Origin of the sequence: Cohnella panacarvi Gsoil 349, assembly GCF_000515335.1 — a bacterium.
GTDB classification, from domain to species: domain Bacteria; phylum Bacillota; class Bacilli; order Paenibacillales; family Paenibacillaceae; genus Cohnella; species Cohnella panacarvi.
This window is the reverse complement of the sequence record NZ_KI911563.1, coordinates 377,088-398,491: the sequence shown is the minus strand read 5'-3', so window position 1 is coordinate 398,491 and position 21,404 is coordinate 377,088. Positions and strand designations below refer to the sequence as shown.

21 protein-coding genes are annotated in these 21,404 nt (G+C 48.7%); 18 read left to right on the top strand and 3 right to left on the bottom strand.

Annotated features, from left to right (window positions below; genetic code table 11):
• The first annotated feature begins 102 nt into the window (after window positions 1-102).
• Window positions 103-1,176, top strand: a complete 1,074-nt coding sequence (locus COHPA_RS0101995) for a hypothetical protein (protein ID WP_027084519.1) — start codon at window positions 103-105, stop codon at window positions 1,174-1,176.
• A gap of 114 nt (window positions 1,177-1,290) precedes the next feature.
• Here COHPA_RS0101995 and COHPA_RS0101990 read toward each other — a convergent pair whose 3' ends face one another.
• On the bottom strand, window positions 1,291-2,229 hold the full coding sequence (locus COHPA_RS0101990) for a VanW family protein (RefSeq protein ID WP_027084518.1): 939 nt from the start codon (window positions 2,227-2,229) through the stop codon (window positions 1,291-1,293).
• 69 nt (window positions 2,230-2,298) lie between these two features.
• Here COHPA_RS0101990 and COHPA_RS24120 point away from each other — a divergent pair, with 69 nt between their 5' ends.
• Window positions 2,299-3,474, top strand: coding sequence for a hypothetical protein (locus COHPA_RS24120; RefSeq protein ID WP_027084517.1), 1,176 nt, complete (start codon window positions 2,299-2,301; stop codon window positions 3,472-3,474).
• Window positions 3,475-3,539: 65 nt separating this feature from the next.
• Here COHPA_RS24120 and COHPA_RS0101980 read toward each other — a convergent pair whose 3' ends face one another.
• Complete coding sequence (locus COHPA_RS0101980; RefSeq protein ID WP_027084516.1) at window positions 3,540-3,992, bottom strand: hypothetical protein; 453 nt, start codon at window positions 3,990-3,992, stop codon at window positions 3,540-3,542.
• A gap of 45 nt (window positions 3,993-4,037) precedes the next feature.
• Between COHPA_RS0101980 and COHPA_RS0101975 the strand changes: the two genes are divergently transcribed.
• The 3 genes from COHPA_RS0101975 to COHPA_RS0101965 all read left to right on the top strand — a co-directional run bounded on the left by COHPA_RS0101975 (window position 4,038) and on the right by COHPA_RS0101965 (window position 7,188).
• Entirely contained in the window at window positions 4,038-4,442 is a 405-nt protein-coding gene (locus COHPA_RS0101975; RefSeq protein ID WP_027084515.1) for a bleomycin resistance protein, read from the top strand.
• Window positions 4,443-4,560: 118 nt separating this feature from the next.
• A complete protein-coding gene (locus tag COHPA_RS0101970; RefSeq protein ID WP_027084514.1) occupies window positions 4,561-5,112 on the top strand; it encodes a hypothetical protein in 552 nt (183 codons plus the stop codon).
• 120 nt (window positions 5,113-5,232) lie between these two features.
• The gene (locus COHPA_RS0101965) at window positions 5,233-7,188 is read left to right on the top strand and encodes a sensor histidine kinase (RefSeq protein ID WP_027084513.1); all 1,956 of its coding nucleotides are present in this window, start codon (window positions 5,233-5,235) and stop codon (window positions 7,186-7,188) included.
• On the opposite strand, the gene COHPA_RS0101960 is transcribed toward COHPA_RS0101965, so the two are convergent.
• Window positions 7,185-7,844, bottom strand: a complete 660-nt coding sequence (locus tag COHPA_RS0101960) for a response regulator transcription factor (RefSeq protein ID WP_027084512.1) — start codon at window positions 7,842-7,844, stop codon at window positions 7,185-7,187. The genes COHPA_RS0101965 and COHPA_RS0101960 overlap by 4 nt on opposite strands.
• A gap of 216 nt (window positions 7,845-8,060) precedes the next feature.
• Between COHPA_RS0101960 and COHPA_RS0101955 the strand changes: the two genes are divergently transcribed.
• The 13 genes from COHPA_RS0101955 to COHPA_RS0101895 all read left to right on the top strand — a co-directional run bounded on the left by COHPA_RS0101955 (window position 8,061) and on the right by COHPA_RS0101895 (window position 21,402).
• Window positions 8,061-9,170, top strand: coding sequence for an acyltransferase family protein (locus COHPA_RS0101955; protein WP_027084511.1), 1,110 nt, complete (start codon window positions 8,061-8,063; stop codon window positions 9,168-9,170).
• 148 nt (window positions 9,171-9,318) lie between these two features.
• Window positions 9,319-10,506, top strand: a complete 1,188-nt coding sequence (locus COHPA_RS0101950) for a GTP-binding protein (protein ID WP_027084510.1) — start codon at window positions 9,319-9,321, stop codon at window positions 10,504-10,506.
• 34 nt (window positions 10,507-10,540) lie between these two features.
• The gene (locus tag COHPA_RS0101945; protein ID WP_027084509.1) at window positions 10,541-11,425 is read left to right on the top strand and encodes a histidine racemase CntK family protein; all 885 of its coding nucleotides are present in this window, start codon (window positions 10,541-10,543) and stop codon (window positions 11,423-11,425) included.
• Window positions 11,388-12,179, top strand: coding sequence for a class I SAM-dependent methyltransferase (locus COHPA_RS0101940; protein WP_027084508.1), 792 nt, complete (start codon window positions 11,388-11,390; stop codon window positions 12,177-12,179). Before COHPA_RS0101945 ends, COHPA_RS0101940 begins: the two co-directional genes overlap by 38 nt.
• A 26-nt stretch (window positions 12,180-12,205) precedes the next feature.
• Window positions 12,206-13,516, top strand: a complete 1,311-nt coding sequence (locus COHPA_RS0101935) for an opine metallophore biosynthesis dehydrogenase (RefSeq protein WP_211237867.1) — start codon at window positions 12,206-12,208, stop codon at window positions 13,514-13,516.
• Between the two features lie 17 nt (window positions 13,517-13,533).
• A complete protein-coding gene (gene cntA, locus COHPA_RS0101930) occupies window positions 13,534-15,123 on the top strand; it encodes a staphylopine-dependent metal ABC transporter substrate-binding lipoprotein (RefSeq protein ID WP_027084506.1) in 1,590 nt (529 codons plus the stop codon).
• Window positions 15,124-15,186: 63 nt separating this feature from the next.
• Window positions 15,187-16,119, top strand: a complete 933-nt coding sequence (gene opp1B / locus COHPA_RS0101925; protein ID WP_027084505.1) for a nickel/cobalt ABC transporter permease — start codon at window positions 15,187-15,189, stop codon at window positions 16,117-16,119.
• Window positions 16,120-17,013: a staphylopine uptake ABC transporter permease subunit CntC gene (gene cntC / locus COHPA_RS0101920; RefSeq protein WP_027084504.1), complete on the top strand. Its 894-nt coding sequence runs from the start codon at window positions 16,120-16,122 to the stop codon at window positions 17,011-17,013.
• Window positions 17,014-17,019: 6 nt separating this feature from the next.
• The gene (cntD, locus tag COHPA_RS0101915; protein WP_027084503.1) at window positions 17,020-17,841 is read left to right on the top strand and encodes a staphylopine uptake ABC transporter ATP-binding protein CntD; all 822 of its coding nucleotides are present in this window, start codon (window positions 17,020-17,022) and stop codon (window positions 17,839-17,841) included.
• Window positions 17,828-18,571 (top strand): ABC transporter ATP-binding protein, encoded by a 744-nt coding sequence (locus COHPA_RS0101910; protein WP_035119325.1) that lies wholly within the window; start codon window positions 17,828-17,830, stop codon window positions 18,569-18,571. Before cntD ends, COHPA_RS0101910 begins: the two co-directional genes overlap by 14 nt.
• Window positions 18,572-18,591: 20 nt before the next feature.
• A complete protein-coding gene (gene cntE / locus COHPA_RS0101905; protein ID WP_027084501.1) occupies window positions 18,592-19,788 on the top strand; it encodes a staphylopine family metallophore export MFS transporter CntE in 1,197 nt (398 codons plus the stop codon).
• Between the two features lie 58 nt (window positions 19,789-19,846).
• Entirely contained in the window at window positions 19,847-20,287 is a 441-nt protein-coding gene (locus tag COHPA_RS0101900) for a Fur family transcriptional regulator (RefSeq protein ID WP_035119879.1), read from the top strand.
• Window positions 20,288-20,358: 71 nt separating this feature from the next.
• A complete protein-coding gene (locus tag COHPA_RS0101895) occupies window positions 20,359-21,402 on the top strand; it encodes a permease (RefSeq protein ID WP_027084499.1) in 1,044 nt (347 codons plus the stop codon).
• Window positions 21,403-21,404 lie beyond the last annotated feature (2 nt).

The window sequence follows — 21,404 nt, the reverse complement described above, 5'->3', positions numbered from 1 at the left end:
GAAACCTTAGGAAATGTGTCGAATAAGACTGTGTCACATGAAAAAGCACAATTGTTAGCAAGTAAAAGAAAGAATCTAACGATTGGAAGGATCGATTGACCAATGACAAGTATTAAAATACTGCCTTTGGCGACACCGCGTATTTACGCCTATTCTTCGCATGCTACAGCTTTGTCTATTGTATCCACTGAAGAAGATTACTTGCCCTGGTTCCACAGTAACTTCATACAACTTTGCGGTTTGAAGGACTACAATGTAACTTACGACGTGCCTTTGGATTTCTATATGGGTCCGCGAAAAGACTATAATTACTACGTAAATAACAACTGGTTAACGTTCCTGAGCACGGATAGACAACTAGTACAAAGCACCTGTGGAGATATTATTAAATACGTCACCGCGTGCATTGACCAGAATCATTATGTCGCATTGCATTTGGATGAGTTTTATGTGAAAGACCGTTGGGCTTATCAAGTCAAGAAATTCGATCATGAGAACCTAATCTTCGGCTACGACCTGGAGAGACAAATTTTCCACATCATTGGTTATAAAGGAGCCAACCATAAGTTCGAAGCTTCCGAGATCAGCTTTGAAGCATTTAAAGAAGCATACGATCAGTGCGATGATCAGAATGATAACATTTGGAGAAGTCAGATCATATTGATTCAGAAAGTGTACAAAAACTCCGGTCCGTTTAAAGGAACCTACGTATTCGATCTCGAATTGGTGATTCGTACCCTTGAGGAATACCTGGAGTCCAAAGATACCGCCAGGAATTTTAGTATGTTTCAAAATAATCTGACCCATTTTGTTTTTGGTTTGGAAGTATACAATTCGATCAAAACGAATTTGCCTACATTTTGGTACGATTTTAGACCATTTCATGTGTTGCTAGAGCATAAAAATAGCATGATCGATAGGATCCAATATTTGAAAGACAACGGATATCTGGCTGAAGCTGATTATACGTACTTACATGAATCCTATAGTAAAATGGTTCGCACCTGCATGCTTATGAGGAATGGACAGATCAGATACATGGCCACAAGGGAACAAGAGAACGACACCCGCTATCTTGATAAAATCATAACGGATCTGGACCAGCTGGCTAGCTTTGAAAAAGAAGTTTTGGGGCATATGCTGGCTGTTCTGAAGCAATATCCTAACAATGGATAGCAGCGTCTTATTGGCGCTTAGAACTTGATATGTACATAGACCGATTAAAGTCCGCGTATTTACGCGGACTTTTTGAATTTATCGGATCGATTCCCGATTGGCGACAAGACGGCCTTAGGAGGACGGCGCTTCGTTCATGGAGTGGATGCCTTGGTTGATCGGCACTTCCTCGGGGAGCCGTTCGGACATGCCGGGCACGTTACGGGGATGAAAGTCGATAAAATCGGATGAATAGACGGAAACGTACAAACGTCCGCTCCCTGCGAAAGCGCGAATGAGAACCGGCTGGTTATATGGGTTGCGGAACGCGAAATCCGGTCCGTTCCAACTGACCGTCGCATCGCGGCCCGGCAGGACATAAGGGACATGGCGGCTGTGCGAATAACGCTCCAAGATATGGAGACCCGCCCGATCGACTGCGTTGTACAGCGTGGAGGACACTTGGCAGATGCCGCCGCCGATGTCCTCCGCCAGCTCGCCCCGAACGATCACTTTGGCTCGCCGGTAGCCTTTATGCTGGTTTCGCACTCCGACAATCTTGTTGAACGAGAACGTTTCATTCGGAAAGACGACCGTGTTATTGATGGCTTGGGCTGCAAGCGCGATGTTGTTCGAACGGTTCTTATTGCCGGCATGAAAATACGTCGCGTAGCTGCCAATCGGCTTTTCCCGGATCAAAGAGAGCAGCTCGCCATCGACTTTCGGATAGACGACGATCTGCGGCGTCGGGAGCGAAATAGGGCCTTTCCCATAAAAGTATTGGTAGCAGAGCTCTTCGAACTTACGGCGATCGAGCTTCACGCCGGGCCGCTCGGCTTCGATTGCGCCGCTTGCGTCGATGCGGGCATTGACGGGCGGACGATCGGTTTGACTGGCAACGGATTCTAACAACGCTTGCAGCTTAGTCGAATGGATAAGCGGAAATACGGACAACGTATAATCAGCGCGATTTACGCGAATTACGGTACGTCCTTCATGTTCGATCGTCATATCATCGGGAGCCGCGGCTTGGCTGAGCCAGATCGAAAAGCCAAGCGCCAATATTCCTCTCATAGGTACACACCCTCCTTCAAGCAGTTACGATTCCCAAACGTCATCCGAAATATGGGCGGAGGAAACCAATTGCAAAAAACATTATTCATGCTGACGGCGAAATGGATCGCGGCAACGACGCTGTTCGCGACGATATTCGTACCGTACGCCACCTTTGCGGCGCCGAGCGGGCAATCGGCGAATACGGTCACGCTCGTCGTTCGTTCAAGCGAACATGCCTCGTTCGAAAGCCTGCACGATATATCACGCTTTAATCCCGATTGGGTGCTTCGGGCCGAGCGGGGGAAGAAGACCGAATTCGCCCCGGAACTCACGGATTTGTACGTCCGTGTGGCCGGACCTGCGGAGAATCGGACGTACCGAATGACGCGTTCCGGTCGTTTGTGGGAGGGGAATACGGGAGAGCAAATGGTTCTCCCGGCGAGCGCGTCTGCGCGTCTGCTTAAAGAAGGTGAAGTGCTGAGGGAGCGTCATTACGGACGCCTGCTTCATTGGCGGGAAGCCGATCGGATTTTTTATCGGAAATGCGTCTTTACCGTACAGGACGTAGAGACGGGACTAACCTTCCAAGTGCAGCGGCGGGCCGGACGCGATCATGCCGATGTGCAGCCGTTGACACGCCAGGATACGAAGGTGATGAATTCCATCTACGGCGGGCAGTGGAGTTGGAAACGCAGGGCGATCGTCGTGCGGTTGGGAGATGAGCGAGTCGCCGCTTCCATGAACGGGAAGCCGCATGGTGGGGATGGGATTCCGGACAACGATTTCTCGGGCCACTTTTGCATTCATTTCTTGGAAAGCACGACGCACAAGTCCACGGTGCCAGACGTGGCTCATCAGATGATGGTGTACAAAGCCGCAGGACAATCCCGGGCCTTTACGAGCGCCGCTTCTCCGGAGAGGTTGGCGGAAAGCTTGGTTCACGCGATGAACGAGCGGGATCCGGAATGGGTAAGGCTGCTGACGGAAGGCGTGAAGCTCGTCAACCAGGATGAGGTTTTGCGGATCATGGACACGCTCGCCGCGGTTCGATCTGCAGCGCCTAGGCGGCAGGATGCGGCCGACGAGGAGGATGCACTTGTGACACCGCTCGCGTGGAGTGTCGATATGTATCCTTCCGAAGAAGGAAGGCGAAGCGCAACATGGAACATGCGGTACATCCGAACTTCGTTTTTCTCTTCGTGGCAATTGAACGATATCTTGATTGAACCTGGCAACGTGCGCGATCGAAGACACAAAAAATAATAGGATAGGTGAGAGAGTGAGAGGAAATGGCTGTACCCTTGAAGAAGTTAGCCTGTAGAGCTGTGCTATCTTCCTTCGGCATCCTCAGCGGCCAGTTCTCGTTCCAGGTCTTTGATGGCTGCCAGCGCCTCGGGCCAGTCGACGCCGGTTCGGTGCTGGTAAAGTTCGATGGCTTCGGAGCGATTGCCTGAGCGCAGCAATATCCTGAGTACATCGGGGTTCTCGTCTAATGCGTTCTGATAGGAAAGACGGGCAGAGGAAACCCGGGTCTGCACTTCTGAGATCATCGACTCGATGTAGCCTTCGTCCACAATACTCCCCAGCGAGCGCAGGGTTATCTTCACGCGTGCGAGGTCCCCTTGCTCTACTTCGCTCAGCACCCGCTCATATTCGCTGGGATAGTGGGTCTGAAGTGTTCTGAGATACTCTCTGGCGCGGCGCAGGAGAGTCTGCTCGCGCGTCTCGGCTGGTTGAGCTGATGATGCGGATTCCGGTTTGGATCGACGAAACAGTGGCATGGCCAACACTCCTTGTTTAACCTATTCTAAAGAGGAGAATGATAGATGAGAATGTTACGTACCGTTCCAGCAATGCCAGTAAGAGATATCAAGCAAAGCATACATTTCTATTGTGACCAGCTTGGGTTTACATTAGGCTACCATGAAAAGGGCTTCGCTGTCCTCTTAAATCATGAGATTCGATTCATTCATCTATGGGAGGCAAGCGATGAAAGCTGGCGATCACGTGATCTCTTACACAAGCCAATCGCTTCTGGCGCCGAATCTTTCATCGCCGGTACGGCCAGCTGTCGAATTGAAGTTGAAGGGATTGACGAGCTATACAGGCGAATTCAACCGTTGGGAATCATACATCCGAATGCGCATCTGCGAGACCGATGGTGGGGCGAACGGGAATTCGGAGTTGTAGATCCTGATAATAACCTGATTGAATTCTACGAGGCACACTAAAAAGGACTTTTGTTGGATATTTTAAATAAAATTTGGATGATAAACTAGTCCTTGGAGAAAAGATGATTTGGATTTAATAACTTGGTTTGCCCATTCATTTCACTAGGAGGACTATCGAATGAAACGTAAAGTTTTTATGGTAACGGTTATGAGTATCGTAATCGCGCTTGGCATGTTTGGACAAGCGGTTGCCGCCGAGGGCACTAGAACCGCTCAAACTTCTAGTGGGTTCATAGGAACGACGTTTGAGGAGATTAAGGGAGGGCAACCGTATTTGTGTACCTACTCCAGTTCAAATCTTCGAACAAAATATACATTTACGTGCGCCCAAGGGATTAAATATAGTCCGACGATGGGGTTTATTCCACAAAACAGCAGGACGCTTGAACTGAACATATTCGAAGACAAGGCTAATAAAACTCATATTAATGTTTTGCGTTCGGATATTCATTATGTTGATCTTTCCTACGGTTGGTATCTTGAAGCTCTGGTTGATCTATTGGAGCATGTGAATAAACCCACTTTAACATGGGCCGAAATCCAAAACTATTCGAATGGCATCGATGCAACCTCAGCCGAGAAAGCAAAAAAAGTAATAGGCGAGTGGGGATTCTTGCAAATTCAACTTCAGGTAGTTAATGAATATATTAATGATCATATTATGAACTGAGTGTAACAAACCGAACCGTTCCTATACTCCGCGCGCTATGCGGAGTTTTTTGTTTATAGAGACAAGTTCGTGTGTAAATATGGTAGACTACTTCCATATTACGAACGGGAGTGGAACAGGATGGCGATGTTGAAGGAAAGCGCGATAATGACCGGAATGGTCGCGCTGATCTTTGCAATGAACGGTCTTGTAAACTATGAATTGACGCAGCCGCTTGCCGGCGGTTCGGAAGCGGTTAACCTGATCCGGCGACATCTCGATGATGCCGGATTTGCGCTGTTGTTCGTCATTGTCGGGTTTGCATTTCTAGGCATATTCGCCGTGCTTCCTAAGGAGAAAGGCTACCTTTATTTAAGCGTATTCTCTTTTCTGGCTTCGCTTCAGCTCTTCGCGGAGTGGGACGAAAAAGAATTGTTGTTCGGGGGTTTCCCGGAGATAAGCAACTTTTCGCTAGCGATTAAGAGCGCCGTTGTAATTGTTGTCTTCTCGCTAATTACTTACTTGCTGGGTACGATGAACGTACGTTGGAGCAGGGGGGTAAACTTAGTTAACTACGCTCTCTGGGGAACGATTATGGTCTCCTTTATAATTGGGGCGAGCAAACCCTTCTTCCTCCTCCTAGATCGCTTGTATATCTTATTAGTAATCCTCAACATGACGCTTTACGCCGTGCAATTCAGATCCCTTATGCGTCTGAAGAGCCATCAGGCGGAGCTGCGTTGGATAGCCAAAGGTTTTGTCCTCTTCATGATCGTAGTGCTGCCCGATATTGGCAAAGACCTGCTTGAAATTCTCCAGAAACGTAGCATAGGATACCTCGACGCCTATTGGGAACAATGTCTGGAGGACACCTTTCCCTGGGCGCTGTTCGTGCTGGTTGCGTATTTCGGCGTACTGTTTTTCCGTAGATTCTTGCAGACCTTACGGGAAAATAGGAATGTTACGGACCAACTAAAGACGAAGAACGTCGCTCTAGAACAGGAAGTGGATACGAGGCAGCGATTGGATCGGCTATTATCCGAGTTGACGCGCGCTTACCGGGTAGGGGATTTGGAGCAAAGCGTATTGCGCGAGGGGCAGCGATTTTTTGCGTCTCATACATTTAACTTGGTTAAGTATACGGAAACAAAGCACGTGGTACAGGGCGTAGGGGGGAACTTAACGGATTCTCTTGAAAAGGAGCTTCTAATCGCTCTGCAAGCGAAACACAACCGACATATCCCCGGAGAAGTTAGCGTTACTCCCTTGTTGGTTCTCGGAGCGGCAGGGGGGACGGGGGATAGGAAACTGTATTTGGCAGTATCCATGAATAGCGGGGAGCCATTTGCTCTCGTTGAGCGGGATCGGTTCGCGTTGATGCTGATGAGCAAATACGTATCGATATTCTATGACTATCTGCATCTCATAGAGGCCAGACTGAATGAAATGGAACAGAATCAAGCGGGCGGCGAGCCCTGGTTGTCCAAGCTATTCATGCAGATTGCGGAAAAGGAAAGAAAGCGGCTCGCTTCCGATCTGCACGATGAAGTACTGCAGGAGTTATTGAATATCCGAAGGTCAGTAGAACGCGCGTCCGGGGAAAATTCCGTGTACGAGAGTAGGGAAGACATTCGCAGGGGATTGGATAACGTCGAATTCATGCTCCGGGAAACCTGCCATGAGCTCATGCCGCCGTTCATCTCCGAGCATGGCGTGCTTCATGCCGTCTCCAAGCTAGTGGAGAAAACGAGGCTGCGCGCGGAGTTTCAGCTAGAATTCAAGGCACTTCCGATTATGGCTCCTATTAGCGACGAACAGACCATTACGATCTACCGAATCGTACAGGAGTTGATCAACAACGGGTTTAAGCATTCGGAGGCTCGTAAGCTGACGTTGGAGGTCGGGCAAGAGGGCGAATGGCTGCACATTCGTTATAAGGATGATGGGATAGGCATGGAGACGAGTCGAGACTTCTATGAGACGAATCGGTTCGGTTTAAAAGGGATTGAGGAGCGGGCGCGGATGGTCGGAGGGAGTGTCATGTTAGAATCCCAGCCCGGTCAAGGGTTGAGGGTTCACTGCGCACTTCCGCTCTAAGAATCAGATAGATCCAAGTTGATCCATTTCAGTTCAAGTCCCTTGAGCACGGCTTCCTGGCGGGAAGCGGCATTCAATTTCACGAACAGGTGCGAGATAACGTATTCGACATTGCGTTGGCTCATAAAGAGCCGGTCGGCAATGTCTTTATTTTTATACCCTTGGGCAATCATTCGGAGTACGCCGATTTCTTTATCGGTGAGGGCTTTATTGGCGTTGCTCTGCTCCGGATAAGGAGAAGGAAACCGCCCTTCCGTCGTCCTAAGCTGGCGTGCAACAGGCAGAGGCAACACCGTCAAGCGTTGAAATGCCATTCGGAGGCTGCCGATAAACGCTAGTTCGCCGAGCGACTTCTCCAAGATCCCGGTGACTCCGATCTCGATCAGGCGATTATAATGCTCAGCTATGTCCTCTCCGGTCAGGATCACGATTATGGCCTCCGGATTCCTCCGCAAGGTCTCTTCCGTCAATTCGAATCCATTCATCTCCGGAAGCTTCAGATCGAAAATAAACATATCGAATGAGGCTTCCCGCATCGACTCTAGCGCCACTTGCCCACTCGAAGCGGTTGTGACGCGATAACCGTGCTTCTCGAGAATCATGGCCGTTCCAGCCAAGAAGGTCTGGTGGTCGTCAACGATCAATAGATGCTTCATGTTCGTTTCCTCCGAAAAGCTTCTTCTGCTTTCTCATTAATTTTCACTATACTACATTCGAGGGATGGAGACACCGCAAACTTCCTCCTCCGTACCGAAGAATCGCCGTTGCGGAATGGAAGTATTTATTGCGCGGTTGGGTTACATCCTTTCGGTGATCGCAACGCGGACACCATGTTACCGTTGAGGCAAGACTTGATACCGGGAGGTTGTAACATGGAGAAGCGAATGGCATATTTGGACCGGCTGAAGGTGTTCATGACGGTGCTGGTGGTCCTCCATCATACCGCGATCACTTACGGAGGGGCAGGAAGTTGGTATTATATAGAACAACCAAGCACGGATGTTGCAACCGCGCTACTTTCGACGTTCACGGCAGTGAATCAATCGTTCTTCATGGGGTTGTTTTTCTTTATATCCGGCTATGTGACCCCATCCTCTTATGACCGCCATGGAGCGGTTAAGTTTATGAAGGCACGATTGATCAGATTCGGAATTCCGATCATCCTCTTCATGGCCGTCATCACTCCATTATTGGCGTATGTATCTACGGGGTATGAAGGCTCGTTCGCCAGTTACTTGATCACGAGAGCGATGCCGAACCTTCTTTTTAGTTTTGCGGAATTCGAGGTGGGACCCTTGTGGTACTTGGTGGCGTTGCTCCTGTTCTTCGCCGCTTATGCGGGGTACCGGCTTATGAGAGGGGAACAGACTGCCAAGAAAACGTACAATCTAACCTCGGGAACGATTGCCGGATATCTCGTCGCCGTCGCGATGGCCAACTTCCTCATTCGATTGATTTATCCCGTCGGGGAGACGGTATTGTCTCTTCAGCTTGCTTATTTCCCGGCGTACGTTGGACTATATATCGGAGGGATAGCGGCTTATCGCGGAAAATGGCTGGATCAATTAACACAATCCGCTGCTCGTAAATGGAGAGTCGTTGTGTGCGTTCTCATTATTTCGTTTCCCATTGTTATGTTACTCGGCGGTGCGATGGAAGGGGATACCTCCTTCGAAGGCGGCATGAATTGGCAGTCGGCCATTTATTCTATTACTGACCCGATTTTAGGGCTTGGGATCTCTTATTGGCTGCTGGTAACGTTTCGCAAGCGATGGAACGGCGATCCGTCTCCGGTGTCCAGATGGCTGTCGGCTCAAGCATTTCTCGTCTATATGATTCATGCCTTCATCGTGACTTATATCGCTTATTGGCTCCGCGGTATTTCCGTTGATCCTCTTCTTAAGTTTATTCTGGTCGGATGCTTGGCACTGCCGCTTTGCTTATTGGTTGCTTCCCTCTTCCGGAAGATACCTGGGCGATAGAAGGAGAGAAGGGTGCTTCAGATCGCTTGTAAGGAAAAGAAAACGTATCATACGCACTCTAAAAAAGTCTTAATCGTAATATTGACGATTAAGACTTTTTCTGCTATCGTTTCTTATGCGTAAAAATTACAATTAGGATGGTGGGAAGATGACCCCAATACCCGTAACCGTATTAAGCGGATACTTAGGCTCCGGTAAGACGACGATTCTGAATCATGTGCTGAACAATCGCCAAGGCTTGAAAGTCGCCGTCATCGTTAACGATCTAAGCGAGGTGAATATCGACGCGGCTCTTGTAAAAGAGGGTGGCGGACTATCGCGCACCGATGAGAAGCTGGTGGAAATGTCTAATGGCTGTATTTGTTGTACCCTTCGGGAAGATTTGCTTCGCGAGGTCGAAAAATTGGCTCTAGACGGTCGTTATGATTACATTCTGATCGAGTCTACCGGAGTCGGTGAGCCTGTACCGGTAGCGCAGACGTTTACTTACGTCGACGAGGAGCAAGGAATCGATCTCACGCAACAATGCCGACTTGATTGTATGGTAACGGTTGTCGATGCGAATCGCTTCTGGCATGACTTCTCGTCCGGGGAATCGCTACTCGAAAGAAGCCAATCCGTCGGCGAAGACGATACGCGCGAAGTCGTCGATTTGCTGATCGATCAAATCGAGTTTTGCGACGTCTTATTGCTCAATAAATGCGATTTGGTCGGAGAAGAAGAACTCGTTCAGCTTGAAGGAATCTTGCGGAAACTGCAGCCTTGCGCGAAGATCATTCGGACGATCAACGGCAATGTCGATCCTACGGCCATTATGAATACCGGGCTGTTCAATTTCGACGAGGCTAGTCAATCCGCGGGTTGGCTGAAGGAAATGGAGAAGCCGGTCCATACGCCGGAGACGGAGGAATACGGGATTTCGTCTTTCGTATATGAACGCGTAAAGCCATTCCACCCGGGCAGATTGATGCAATGGCTCGAGAATTGGCCGGCTGAAATTGTACGGGCTAAAGGGATCATGTGGGTCGCTTCTAGAAACGATATGGGGCAAAATCTTAGCCAAGCGGGGCCATCCATTCAATTCGGTCCGTCCGGTTATTGGGTTGCGGCATTACCGGCCGAAGAGCGAGAAATGTATCTGCGGGAAGAGCCTGAATTAAGGGCCAATTGGTCTGCGAAGTTCGGCGATAGAATCAATAAAATCGTATTTATCGGAATCGAAATGAATCGTGAGGAAATGATTTCTTCGCTCGATGACTGTCTTCTAACGGATCTCGAAATGGTATCCGATTGGTCTCGGATTGAAGACCCTCTGCCGAACGCAATTTATCTTTAGTTCGTAATAATGACATATAAGCGAGGGTGGTGTAATGAAGCAAGAGATCGAGTTTGTCAAATTCAATCCGACGCAAAACATGACCATACTTGTGAAGACAGAACATCCTGCAGAAGATTACAAACATATTGCTGCCCAATTAATGTCTTATGACAACGTGCATGCTGAGCAAGTCGGATTTATAGGCAAGCCGAACACCTGGGAAGCAGCGGCAAATCTAATCATGGCCGGTGGAGAGTTCTGTGGTAATGCTTGTATGGCAATGGCAGTCTACATTGCATCCGAGAATGGATTGGAATCAAACGGCTTCATGGAGATCGCTTTGGAAACTTCGGGAACAAATCAATTAGTAGCCTGCCGCGTACAAAGGAGTGATGACCGTTATTCTTGTCAGGTTTCCATGCCATTGCCTTTCAAGGTCGAACAACAAAGCGTGGAATATGAAGGTGAATATCTTCAACTTGTTATCGTAAGGTACGAACATTATTTTCATATCGTGATCGAAGTCGATCAGGTTGAGGGGATTTGGACGCGAAGAGCTGAAGGGCTTGCTCGACTTCTGGGCGTTACGTTAGGCGCCAGATTGATCGGCATCTTATTGTTTAACCCGATATCGAATGAGATGGCACCTCTCATTTTTCTTCCCGAATTAGATAGCCTGATATGGGAAAAAGGATGCGGATCCGGAACGGCTTCGGTGGGAGCGTACTTGTCTTGGCGGAACAAAGGAGCTATTCAAGCTGAAATCAAACAGCCGGGCGGTACGATTCAAGTCAGGACGGAGTGTCTAGAGCAGAAGATAACAGGTCTTTACATCGATGGGTTAGTGGGCATCGTAGCTCGGGGCAAAGCCTTTATTGATTCGGAAAGGAGTTGTCGGCTTGAATACCTATATCCCACTGCGCCAAACGTTAACTGATTTTCTGGAGATGTTCACCTCGTTAGCGGCATCGAATAACAGCTTTCATAGCTGTTCGGAATTAGAGAAAGTAATTAACGACTATTCGAGATTTATCCTCGATGAGAAGAATCGAGACGATTGGGATCTATTGGATTCACATGAAACAGCTGAAATCTCCAAGGTTGCGACACAATTAAGAAGTGCGTCAGCTCTTTGTGTCAGCATGATGGAGAAGCACCGGGCATGGAAGCTTTTCGGCGGAATCGAGGACAACACCGATTACTTCCACAATATTGAGTCCAGCATCAAAGAAGAATTCGGAAGATTTCAAGTTCATTCGAATTCCAAGGTCTTATTGGTGGGATCGGGTTCATTCCCGATGACACCTCTATATATTGCCAAACAAACGGGAGCCGAAGTTCTAGGTATCGATATTGATCAAGAAGCTATCGAGTTGGGAAGGAAGGTCGTCGATAAACTCGGAGCTGGCTTAAGAGTCAGGTTAGAACATGCCTTTCTGGAACAGCTTGAGGACATTGGGGATTTGACTCATGTTATTTTTAGTTCGACCGTTGCACTGAAATATGAACTGCTGGATCAATTACATTCTTTAACGAATGACAACGTAGTTGTAGCGATGAGATTCGGAAATCAATTGAAATCCATATTCAATTACCCACAGCTAGAAACCGATCCCCTGAAGTGGAAGCTCGTCGATAAGATTGTGAATCCTCATCAAGTCTTTGATATCGCCTTATATCAGAAAGTATGAACAAAAAGGAGGATATGAAGTCAATCGTGAGCGACTTTAATCGTGTATTAGTATTGGGGACGGGACCAGTCGGCATTCAAATGGCACTTCTCTTTAAAAAGTATCTAAACAGTTATATCGCAATCGCGGGACGAGAGTCCGTACGATCAGCCTTTATTTTTACGGCAATGAAGGAGTCCAATCAGGAGATAGAAGTGACTATTCAGAATGAAAATCACCGAAGATTGGAAGGAAGGTGCAAAATCGATCAAGCCTTTCATGGATATGCGGCAGTTCAAGGGGAATGGGATACCCTTCTATTGGCGGTTACAACGGATTCATATATCGAAGTGTTGAGTCAATTGAATGTGCAGCTACTGAGGAAGGTTAGATGCTTGCTCTTGATCTCTCCTACTTTCGGATCGAACATTGTGGTGAAGCAGTACATGAAGGAAATTCACTCTTCCCCTGAGGTAATCAGTTTTTCTACTTACCTTGGAGATACGCGCTGGCATCAAGGTAAACCTTCAAACCGAGTAAAGACGACTGGTGTGAAAAAGAAATTATACGCAGGTTCTTCGAGCCTTCCTTCGGCTAATGTCGATAAGCTTCATGAGTTATATTCTCATGTCGGGATTACTTTGGAAGTTATGCGTTCACCAATTGAAGCGGAGTCGAGAAACATTTCCTTGTATGTTCATCCGCCGCTATTCATGAATGAATTTTCCTTGAAAGTCGTTTTTCATGAAGTAGATTCTAAAAAATTCGTTTACAAACTATTTCCCGAAGGGCCCATTACGCCGCAGCTCATCCGCGATATGAGAAGGTATTGGCAAGAGATCTCGAGCCTGTTAGAGAAAATGAAATTGCAACGACTGAATCTCCTCAAGTTCATGACGAACGATAATTACCCGGTGAGAACGGAAAGTATATCCCGGCAAGACCTGGCTGATTTCATTCATCTCGATTCCATTCACCAGGAGTATTTATTATACGTCCGCTACGCTTCCTTATTGATCGACCCCTTCTCGGAACCGGATCATGAGGGCAAATATTTCGATTTCTCGGCGGTCCCCATAAATACTATGTTCGTTAACAAAGATGGATATTGGGAAATCCCGAGAATGCCCAAAGAAGATTATTATCGAATCAAAATCATTCAAGGCATAGCAAGGTTCGCAGATTCGGAAACGCCGACGTTGGATAGGTTTATTGACACTTACGAAAGAAAATTAGAAGAAACCGTATTAAGGCTGGATGGTCAACCGCTATCTCAAGCTTTCACCGTTCAAAGTTTTGATGAGGACTTACAAAGAATTAGTAGCGAGTTCAATGACCAGGAGGGTATCAAGTGCTAAAGAAAAAGGCTAGCTTTATGGTGTTGTCAATATTTATCGTAATGTCCTTATGGCTAGTGGGTTGCAACTCCAACAACGAGAATTCCGAGAATAAAGAACCGGGCAATGAGCCGAGGAACGAACTGGTCTATGCCACGGCCAAAGACATTAACGACATGAATCCCCATCTGTATGCAGGTTCGATGCCGGCGCAAGGAATGGTGTTTGAATCGTTGGTGGAGAACACGGCTGACGGAATTAAGCCGCTGCTAGCGGAATCGTGGGATATTTCCGAGGATGGCAAGACGTACACGTTCCGCTTGCGGAAGAACGTTACTTTCCATGACGGCGAACCGTTCAATGCCGAAGCGGTGAAGATGAACATCGACGCCATTCTGAGCAATGCTTCCAAACATGCGTGGATCAAACTGACAACCAAGCTGGCAGAAACGAAAGTCATCGACGAATATACAGTCGAGTTGGTGTTGTCGGAGAATTATTATCCCGCGTTGTTGGAGTTGTCGATGACACGTCCTTTTATCTTCCTATCGCCTAAAGATTTCATCAACGGGCAAACGAAAGACGGCGTCAACGGCTACCACGGAACCGGTCCTTATAAACTCGCCGATCACAAAACCGATCAATATGCGACTTTTGTAGCCAACGAAAGCTATTGGAACGGCGCACCTCATCTGAAGAAAATTACGGCCAAAGTTCTTCCTGCCGGCGAAACGACTTTCCTTGCATTGCAGAAGGGAGAAGTCGACTTCGTATTCACGGATGACCGCGGTGCGGACAGCATCGACGTGGAGGCCATGAATCTTCTAGTCGACTCCGGCGATTTCCGGATTGTCAGAAGCGAGCCGATGAACACGAAGATGATAGTGGCCAACAGCGGCAGAACGAACAGTCCTGCAGCGGATGCAGCGGTGCGTAAAGCGATATGGCATTCGATTGATCGGGAGACCATCAGCGATGCGATATTCAATGGCACGGAAGCCCCGGCGGATAAGCTCTTCTCCTCTAATGTCAACTATGCCAATGTCGACTTGCCGCAGAGAAAGCATGACGTCGAGCAAGCGAATCAGCTGCTGGAGGATGCAGGCTGGATCGGCCATGATATCAGGGAAAAAGACGGCCAGAAATTAATCATGGGCTTGTACTATGACGTCAACTCCTCATCTCAGAAGGCTCAGGCAGAAATGATTCAGAGTTCAGCGAAAAAAATCGGCATTCAATTGGATTTATTGGGAGAGGAATCGACCTCTATCGCCAACAGAAGATCAACGGGCGAATATGATTTGCTGTTCAATCAAACTTGGGGTCTTGCCTACGATCCGCAAAGCACGATCGCTTCCTTCACTTCCGAGGCTTCCTATTATCATACGACGAGCGGCATCCCAGAAGCTGAAGAGCTCTACAAGAAAATTGAAGAAGTCATGGGATCTACGGATGAAGAAACTCGCAAATCGCTATACAAAGATATTTTGACGATCGTCCATGACGAAGCGGTGTTTATTCCTCTAACCACCGGGAGCGTCACGGTGTTGGCTCCCAAAGACTTGGAAGGCATCGCGTTCAAACAAACGCAATTCGAACTTCCGTTCGATCGAATGCACTTCGAATAATGCGTCATTTCGCAACGAAGTAGGGGGGAAGTCCCCCTTTTCGTTGTCCTAAAGGAGAATTCCATGGGTGGATATATGTTACGAAGAGCGCTGGTTGCAATTCCGCTTCTCATCGTCGTTTCATTCCTGACCTTTATTCTAAATACGCTGTCCCCGATGGATCCGGCGGAAGTCGTTCTTCACACGCAAGGGGTTCCGAGAATTACGGATGAATTGCTGACGGAGACGAGGGCGGCTCTCGGTATGGATCGACCTCTGCTAACACGCTATTGGGACTGGTTGCTCTCCTGTCTACGACTGGATTTCGGGGACTCTTACGTCACAGGTAAACCGGTATGGTCGTTATTGGGTCCTGCCTTCGTCAATACCTTGCAGCTTACCCTGGTCTCGGTCATTGCCGTTATCTTGTTATCCGTTGCGCTAGGCATCCTCTGCGCTCTAAAGGAAGGCAAGCTGTTGGATAAGTCGATTCGAAGCGTCTCTTTCATTCTAACCTCTATGCCGTCTTACCTGCTGGCAGCTTTACTCGTATTGTACTTCTCCGTCAAGCTGGACCTACTGCCAACGAATGGAATGGATACGGTCGGCAGTTACATTCTACCGGTAGCCGTCATTACGATCAGCTATGCGGGCATCTACTTTCGTATCATAAGAAGTTCCATGCTCAGTAATCTGAACGAGGATTACGTGCTATTCGGCAGAGCGTGCGGATTGCCGGAACGCAAGATCACGAAGCGCATCTTACGAAATTCCTTGCAGATGGCCGTTTCCGTGTTCTGCATGGCCATTCCTATCATTCTCGGAAGTACGGTCGTCGTGGAAAATATATTCGCTTGGCCGGGACTGGGGACGCTGAGCGTCAAAGCGATTCTGGCCAGGGATTTCCCTATCGTTCAGGCTTACGTGCTCGTGTTGGCGGCAGCCTTCGTAATCGTCAATTCCTTCTCGGACATGCTTAATGCCTGGGTGAACCCTAAATTGAGGGAAGATCGTTAAATGAAACGATTACGCTATCTATTCAATAATAAGTTGGCCGCCTTATCGTTAATCTTAATCTCCGCGACCTTCATCGTCGGAATCTTCGCTCCTTGGATGGCGCCGAATGACCCGAATGAGGTCCATATGGAGCTTCGATTTGCTTCGCCATCTTGGGAATTCTTGCTCGGCAACGATCATTTGGGACGCTGCGTTCTCTCCAGGCTGATCCACGGCATTCGCCCAAGCGTTCTGTGGGTTTTGGCCGCCTTGTTCGTATCGGCTGGGCTGGGAACGATTATCGGATTTATCGCGGGTTATCGCAGAGGCCGGATCGACTCCTTCTTGATGAGAATCTGCGATATCATGCTGTCGTTTCCCGGTTATGTGATGATTCTGGCGATCATCGGCATACTCGGAGTCGGCGTCGAGAATATTCTGCTTGCGTTCGTTCTGATCAAATGGGCTTGGTTCGCCCGCATCGTCCGAACGTCCGTCATGGGATATGCCGAGCTCGAATACGTGAAGTTCTCCAAGGCACTCGGCGTCGGGAATCTTCGAATCATGCGGACGCATATATTGCCTGTCACTCTACCGGATATCGCCGTTGCGTCAAGCAGCGCATACGGGTCGATGGTGTTGCAAATATCGGGCTTCTCTTTCCTCGGGCTAGGTATTCAAGCTCCGCATGCGGAGTGGGGGATGATGCTGAACGAAGCTAGGGAAGTTATGTTCTCCAGGCCGGAGATGATGTTGGCTCCCGGTATCATGACCGTCGTCTTCGTGTCTGCCGTCAACTTCTTCGCGGATGCGATCCAAGTCGCGCTGGATCCGAAGTTAAGGACGAACTCCAGCAATCGCAAATATCAGTCGGCGCTTGTAGCAGAGAAAATGCGAAGAGACGAGGTGGCTTAACTTCTCATGAATCTCTTGGAAGTAGAGAAGCTGAGAATATGGGACGGTCATTCCGGGAACGTGCTTGTCGAGAATAGCACGTTCCAGTTGAAGCAAGGAAGCTGCCTGGCGATCGTCGGAGAGAGCGGAAGCGGCAAATCTCTCACCTGCAGGGCAATTCTGAGATTAAACAATAACGCGTTGCGTCAGTCCGGAGAGATTCGGTTTCAAGGGGTGGATCTATCCCTGCTCGATGAGCGAGAGATGAGACGTCGAAGAGGGAAACAGCTCTACATGATCCTGCAGAACGGGATGCGCGCGTTCGATCCGACGAACGTTATCGGCGTTCATCTAAGAGAGACGCTTGTCCACCATTACGATTGGAACGCAAGCGAGATAACGGAGAAGCTGAAGCCAGCCATGTTGAGCGTCGGGCTTCAGGATCCGATCGGGATTCTGAATAAATACCCTCACCAATTGTCGGGAGGAATGCTTCAGCGTATTATGATCGCCTTGGCTATCGTATTGGAGCCGGATATCATACTTGCCGACGAACCGACGACTGCGCTCGATACGGTATCCAAGTTCGAAGTCGTGGAACAGTTCATTCGATTGCGGGAGAGAATGGGGGGCTCCATGATCTTCGTCTCCCATGAATTGGGCGTCGTAAGGAAGCTGGCCGATGAAGTTCTCGTAATGAAAAGCGGATCCATCGTGGAACTCGGGACGACTGCGGATCTGTTCTCGAATGCCCGCCATGAGTATACGCGATACTTAATGTCGTCTCAGCGGATGTTGAACGATCGGTTCCAACAGTTGATGGGGGGTGCCGGCATTGTTGGTCGTTAATGGAGTCTACAAGTCGTATTCCAGAGGAGGGATGTTCTCGAGCGATCGACAACAGATTCTGCGCGACGTCAGCTTCGCCTATAAGCAAGGGGAATGCCTGGGCATCATTGGAGAGAGCGGGAGCGGCAAATCGACCTTGGGACGCTTGTTGCTCGGCATCGAGAAGCCCGAACGCGGGACAATAACGCTTCATGGGGAAAGCGTGGAGAACAGAAGCTCGAGAAGGGGGAGAATCAGCGCCGTCTTCCAAGATTATACGTCATCCATCAATCCTTACTTCACGGTTGAACAGGCGATTCTTGAACCTTTAATCAGGAAGCGTAACGGTCGAGAGGTTAATAGGAGCAAGATCGAACGACTTCTGTGTCAAGTCGGATTGAGTGCATCCTTCTGCGCCAAATATCCGCATGAGCTATCGGGGGGACAAATTCAGCGAGTATGCATCGCTAGAGCTATCGCGACAGAATCGTCATGCATCCTCCTCGATGAGGCGATCAGCTCTCTGGACGGTTCCGTTCAGATGCAGGTGTTGCAGTTGCTTAAGGACTTGAAAGATACGTTCCAACTGGGTTATCTCTTCATTACCCACGACATCCAGGCCGCCGCATACCTGTGCGACCGCGTCTTATTCCTTAGAAGCGGTCAGATCGAAGAAATCGTCGACATCGCGCAGCTAAGGAACGTTCAATCCCCTTATGCGCAGAAACTGATTCGGATGATGATGAACTAGAGGAGCGGAGGGAAGCAAGGATGTTTATCGGCGCGCTGTCATGGCCTTTTCTACGACTATACGTTCTAACGATTATGTACTTCAGCGCCAACGCGATTCTGAATGTCATCATTCCGTTGAGAGGGGATTCGTGGGGCTGGGCGAATACCGAGATCGGAATCGTCATGGGAGCTTACTTGTTTACGACGATGTTCCTGAGACCATGGGCAGGACAACTTATTGATCGGTACGGACCTGTCCGGATCTTGCGGCTGATTCTTGTCATTAACGGACTGGCGCTGCTTCTGTATACGTTCACAGGAATGGAAGGTTATTTGTTGGCCAGAGTGCTGCAGGGCGCATGTACGGCCTTCTTCTCGATGGCTTTGCAGCTTGGCATTGTGGATGCGTTGCCAGATAAGGATCGCTCGCAAGGCCTATCGATGTACTCTTTATTCGCTTCGATCCCGAGCATGATCGGACCTTTGCTTGCGCTGGGAATGTGGCGGTCCGGCGACATGACGTCCTTTGCCCTTACGATGATTACGCTTGCCGTCGTGACGGGCATTGCGGGCTTCACCGTCCGCATGGACAATTCTCGCGAGCCCGAGTCCGGTTTTACGAATCGGAAGACGTCATTCATGAGGCACTTGCCCCAGCTTTACCGCAATGCGGATCTATTCAGGAGCTCTATGGTGATGCTGGGTACTTCCATCGTATTCGGAGCGATTACGACTTTCGTCCCGCTATACGCGGATGAGATACACGACGCGAGCGCAGCCGTCTATCTAATGCTCCAGGCAGGAACGGTCGTTGCGGCCCGATTCTGCTTGAGGAAAAGAATTCCTTCCGACGGCAAGTGGCACGCCGGCTTTGTCATGTTCAACCTGATCATCGTTGCCATAGCATCGTTATGCGTAAGCATAAGTCCTTATACGGCGGGAGGAGTCGCGTTATTTTACCTGGGCGCTTGTCTGATGGGAATCTCTCAAGCGCTTCTCTATCCGACATTAACGTCTTATTTGACCTTCGTGTTGCCGCAGACGAGTCGTAACGTGATGCTGGGCATGTTCATCGCCATGGCCGACTTGGGCGTCTCTCTGGGAGGGGCAGCGATGGGCCCGCTGGCCGATTGGACTTCCTATTCATTCGTCTATTTCCTATGCGCCATTGTTGGCTTCGTACTGATTGGATTTGCTTCCATCAAGCGTAAAGACGAGCAATTCATACAGAAATAGCGTTCGTTCCGTCATCCTGTTACAATGGCTCTAACAAGATGATAAGGGAATGATAGCCATGGGGGCACCGACTAATGTAAAAGATATGCTCTCGACGATGTCCAGGAATGGGTGGAGAATTACGGACCATCGTCGAACGATGGCGCAAATTTTCGTGGACGATTCGGGTTATTTGTCTCCAAAAGACGTATACGACTTATTAAGCGAAAGATATCCTAGCGTCAGTTTCGATACCGTATATCGCAATCTTCGCATGATGAGCGAGATGGGGATACTGGAGCAGTTTTATTTTATGGATGGCGGATTGAAGTTCAAGGCAAATTGCTCTGACCATCATCATCACCATTTAATCTGTATGAATTGCGAAAAGACGCATACTTTCGATTACTGTCCCATGGATCAGCTATCGAACCTTCCCGACGCGTATAAAATATTAGGTCATCGGTTTGAAATCTACGGGATCTGCGAAGAGTGCCAATCCAATCCCGATAAAGCGTAGTTGACATGTACTAACCGCCCTGATACCCTCATATTATACGTAATAATTACAATTAATGAGGGTGGGGGAAATTGAAAACAACGGTTCTGCCGGATTCCTGGAAGGTACATGCTGCTTTTGTGATAGCGTTCGGTACGATTATTTTATTCGTCTTTCAACCAACGATCTTGACTGACATGCTAGCAACCTCAGAAAGCGGCATACATACTTTCAAGACGATGCTAATCAGCATCTTTCTTGAAGCTATGCCATTTTTACTGCTTGGTGTAATCGTATCGTCGTTCATGCACGCGTTCATTCCCGAAAGTTGGTTTCGACAATGGATTCCGAAAAATCCGGTACTCGGCGTAATGGTTGCATGCCTGCTCGGAATCGTATTTCCTCTATGTGAATGCGGGATGATTCCGATCGTACGCAGGCTTGTTGCCAAAGGAATGCCTCTGTACGTAGGAATCGTATTTATCTTAGTGGGACCGATCGTTAATCCAATCGTGTTTTCCGCGACCTTCGCAGCATTCCGTTCGAAACCTGAAATGGTTTACTCTCGTATGGGACTAGCTGTTGCTGTCGGTCTCGTCATCGGTCTTGCCGTGTACTACTTCGTCAAAAGTACGCCTCTCAAACAAAATCGTTCCTCTTCTTTGCTTGCGGTCCACACGCATCCGCATCACCATAGTCATGATCATTCCACGCCCCGTTCTCGTAGGAACAAGTTTTTGGAAATGTTCGAGCATGCCGGAGCGGAGTTTTTCGATATGGGAAAATACCTCATTCTAGGATCGCTGATCACGGCAGCCGTCCAAGCCTTCGTGCCGCGCTCCGAGATTGTCGGTATTGGGCAAGGGGATATTTCCTCGCATCTATTCATGATGGGTTTTGCGTTTATTTTGTCGCTATGTTCGACATCGGACGCTTTTGTCGCATCCACGTTCGCTAGCACGTTTTCGATGAGCTCTTTGCTGACCTTTTTGGTATTCGGGCCGATGCTTGATTTTAAAAATACGTTAATGCTGCTTTCCGTATTTAAAGCTAAATTCGTTCTCTATCTGGCAGTCGGTATCGCAGTAACGGTGCTTGTCGGTTCATGGATCCTGGGTAGCATGGTTTGGGGCTAGAG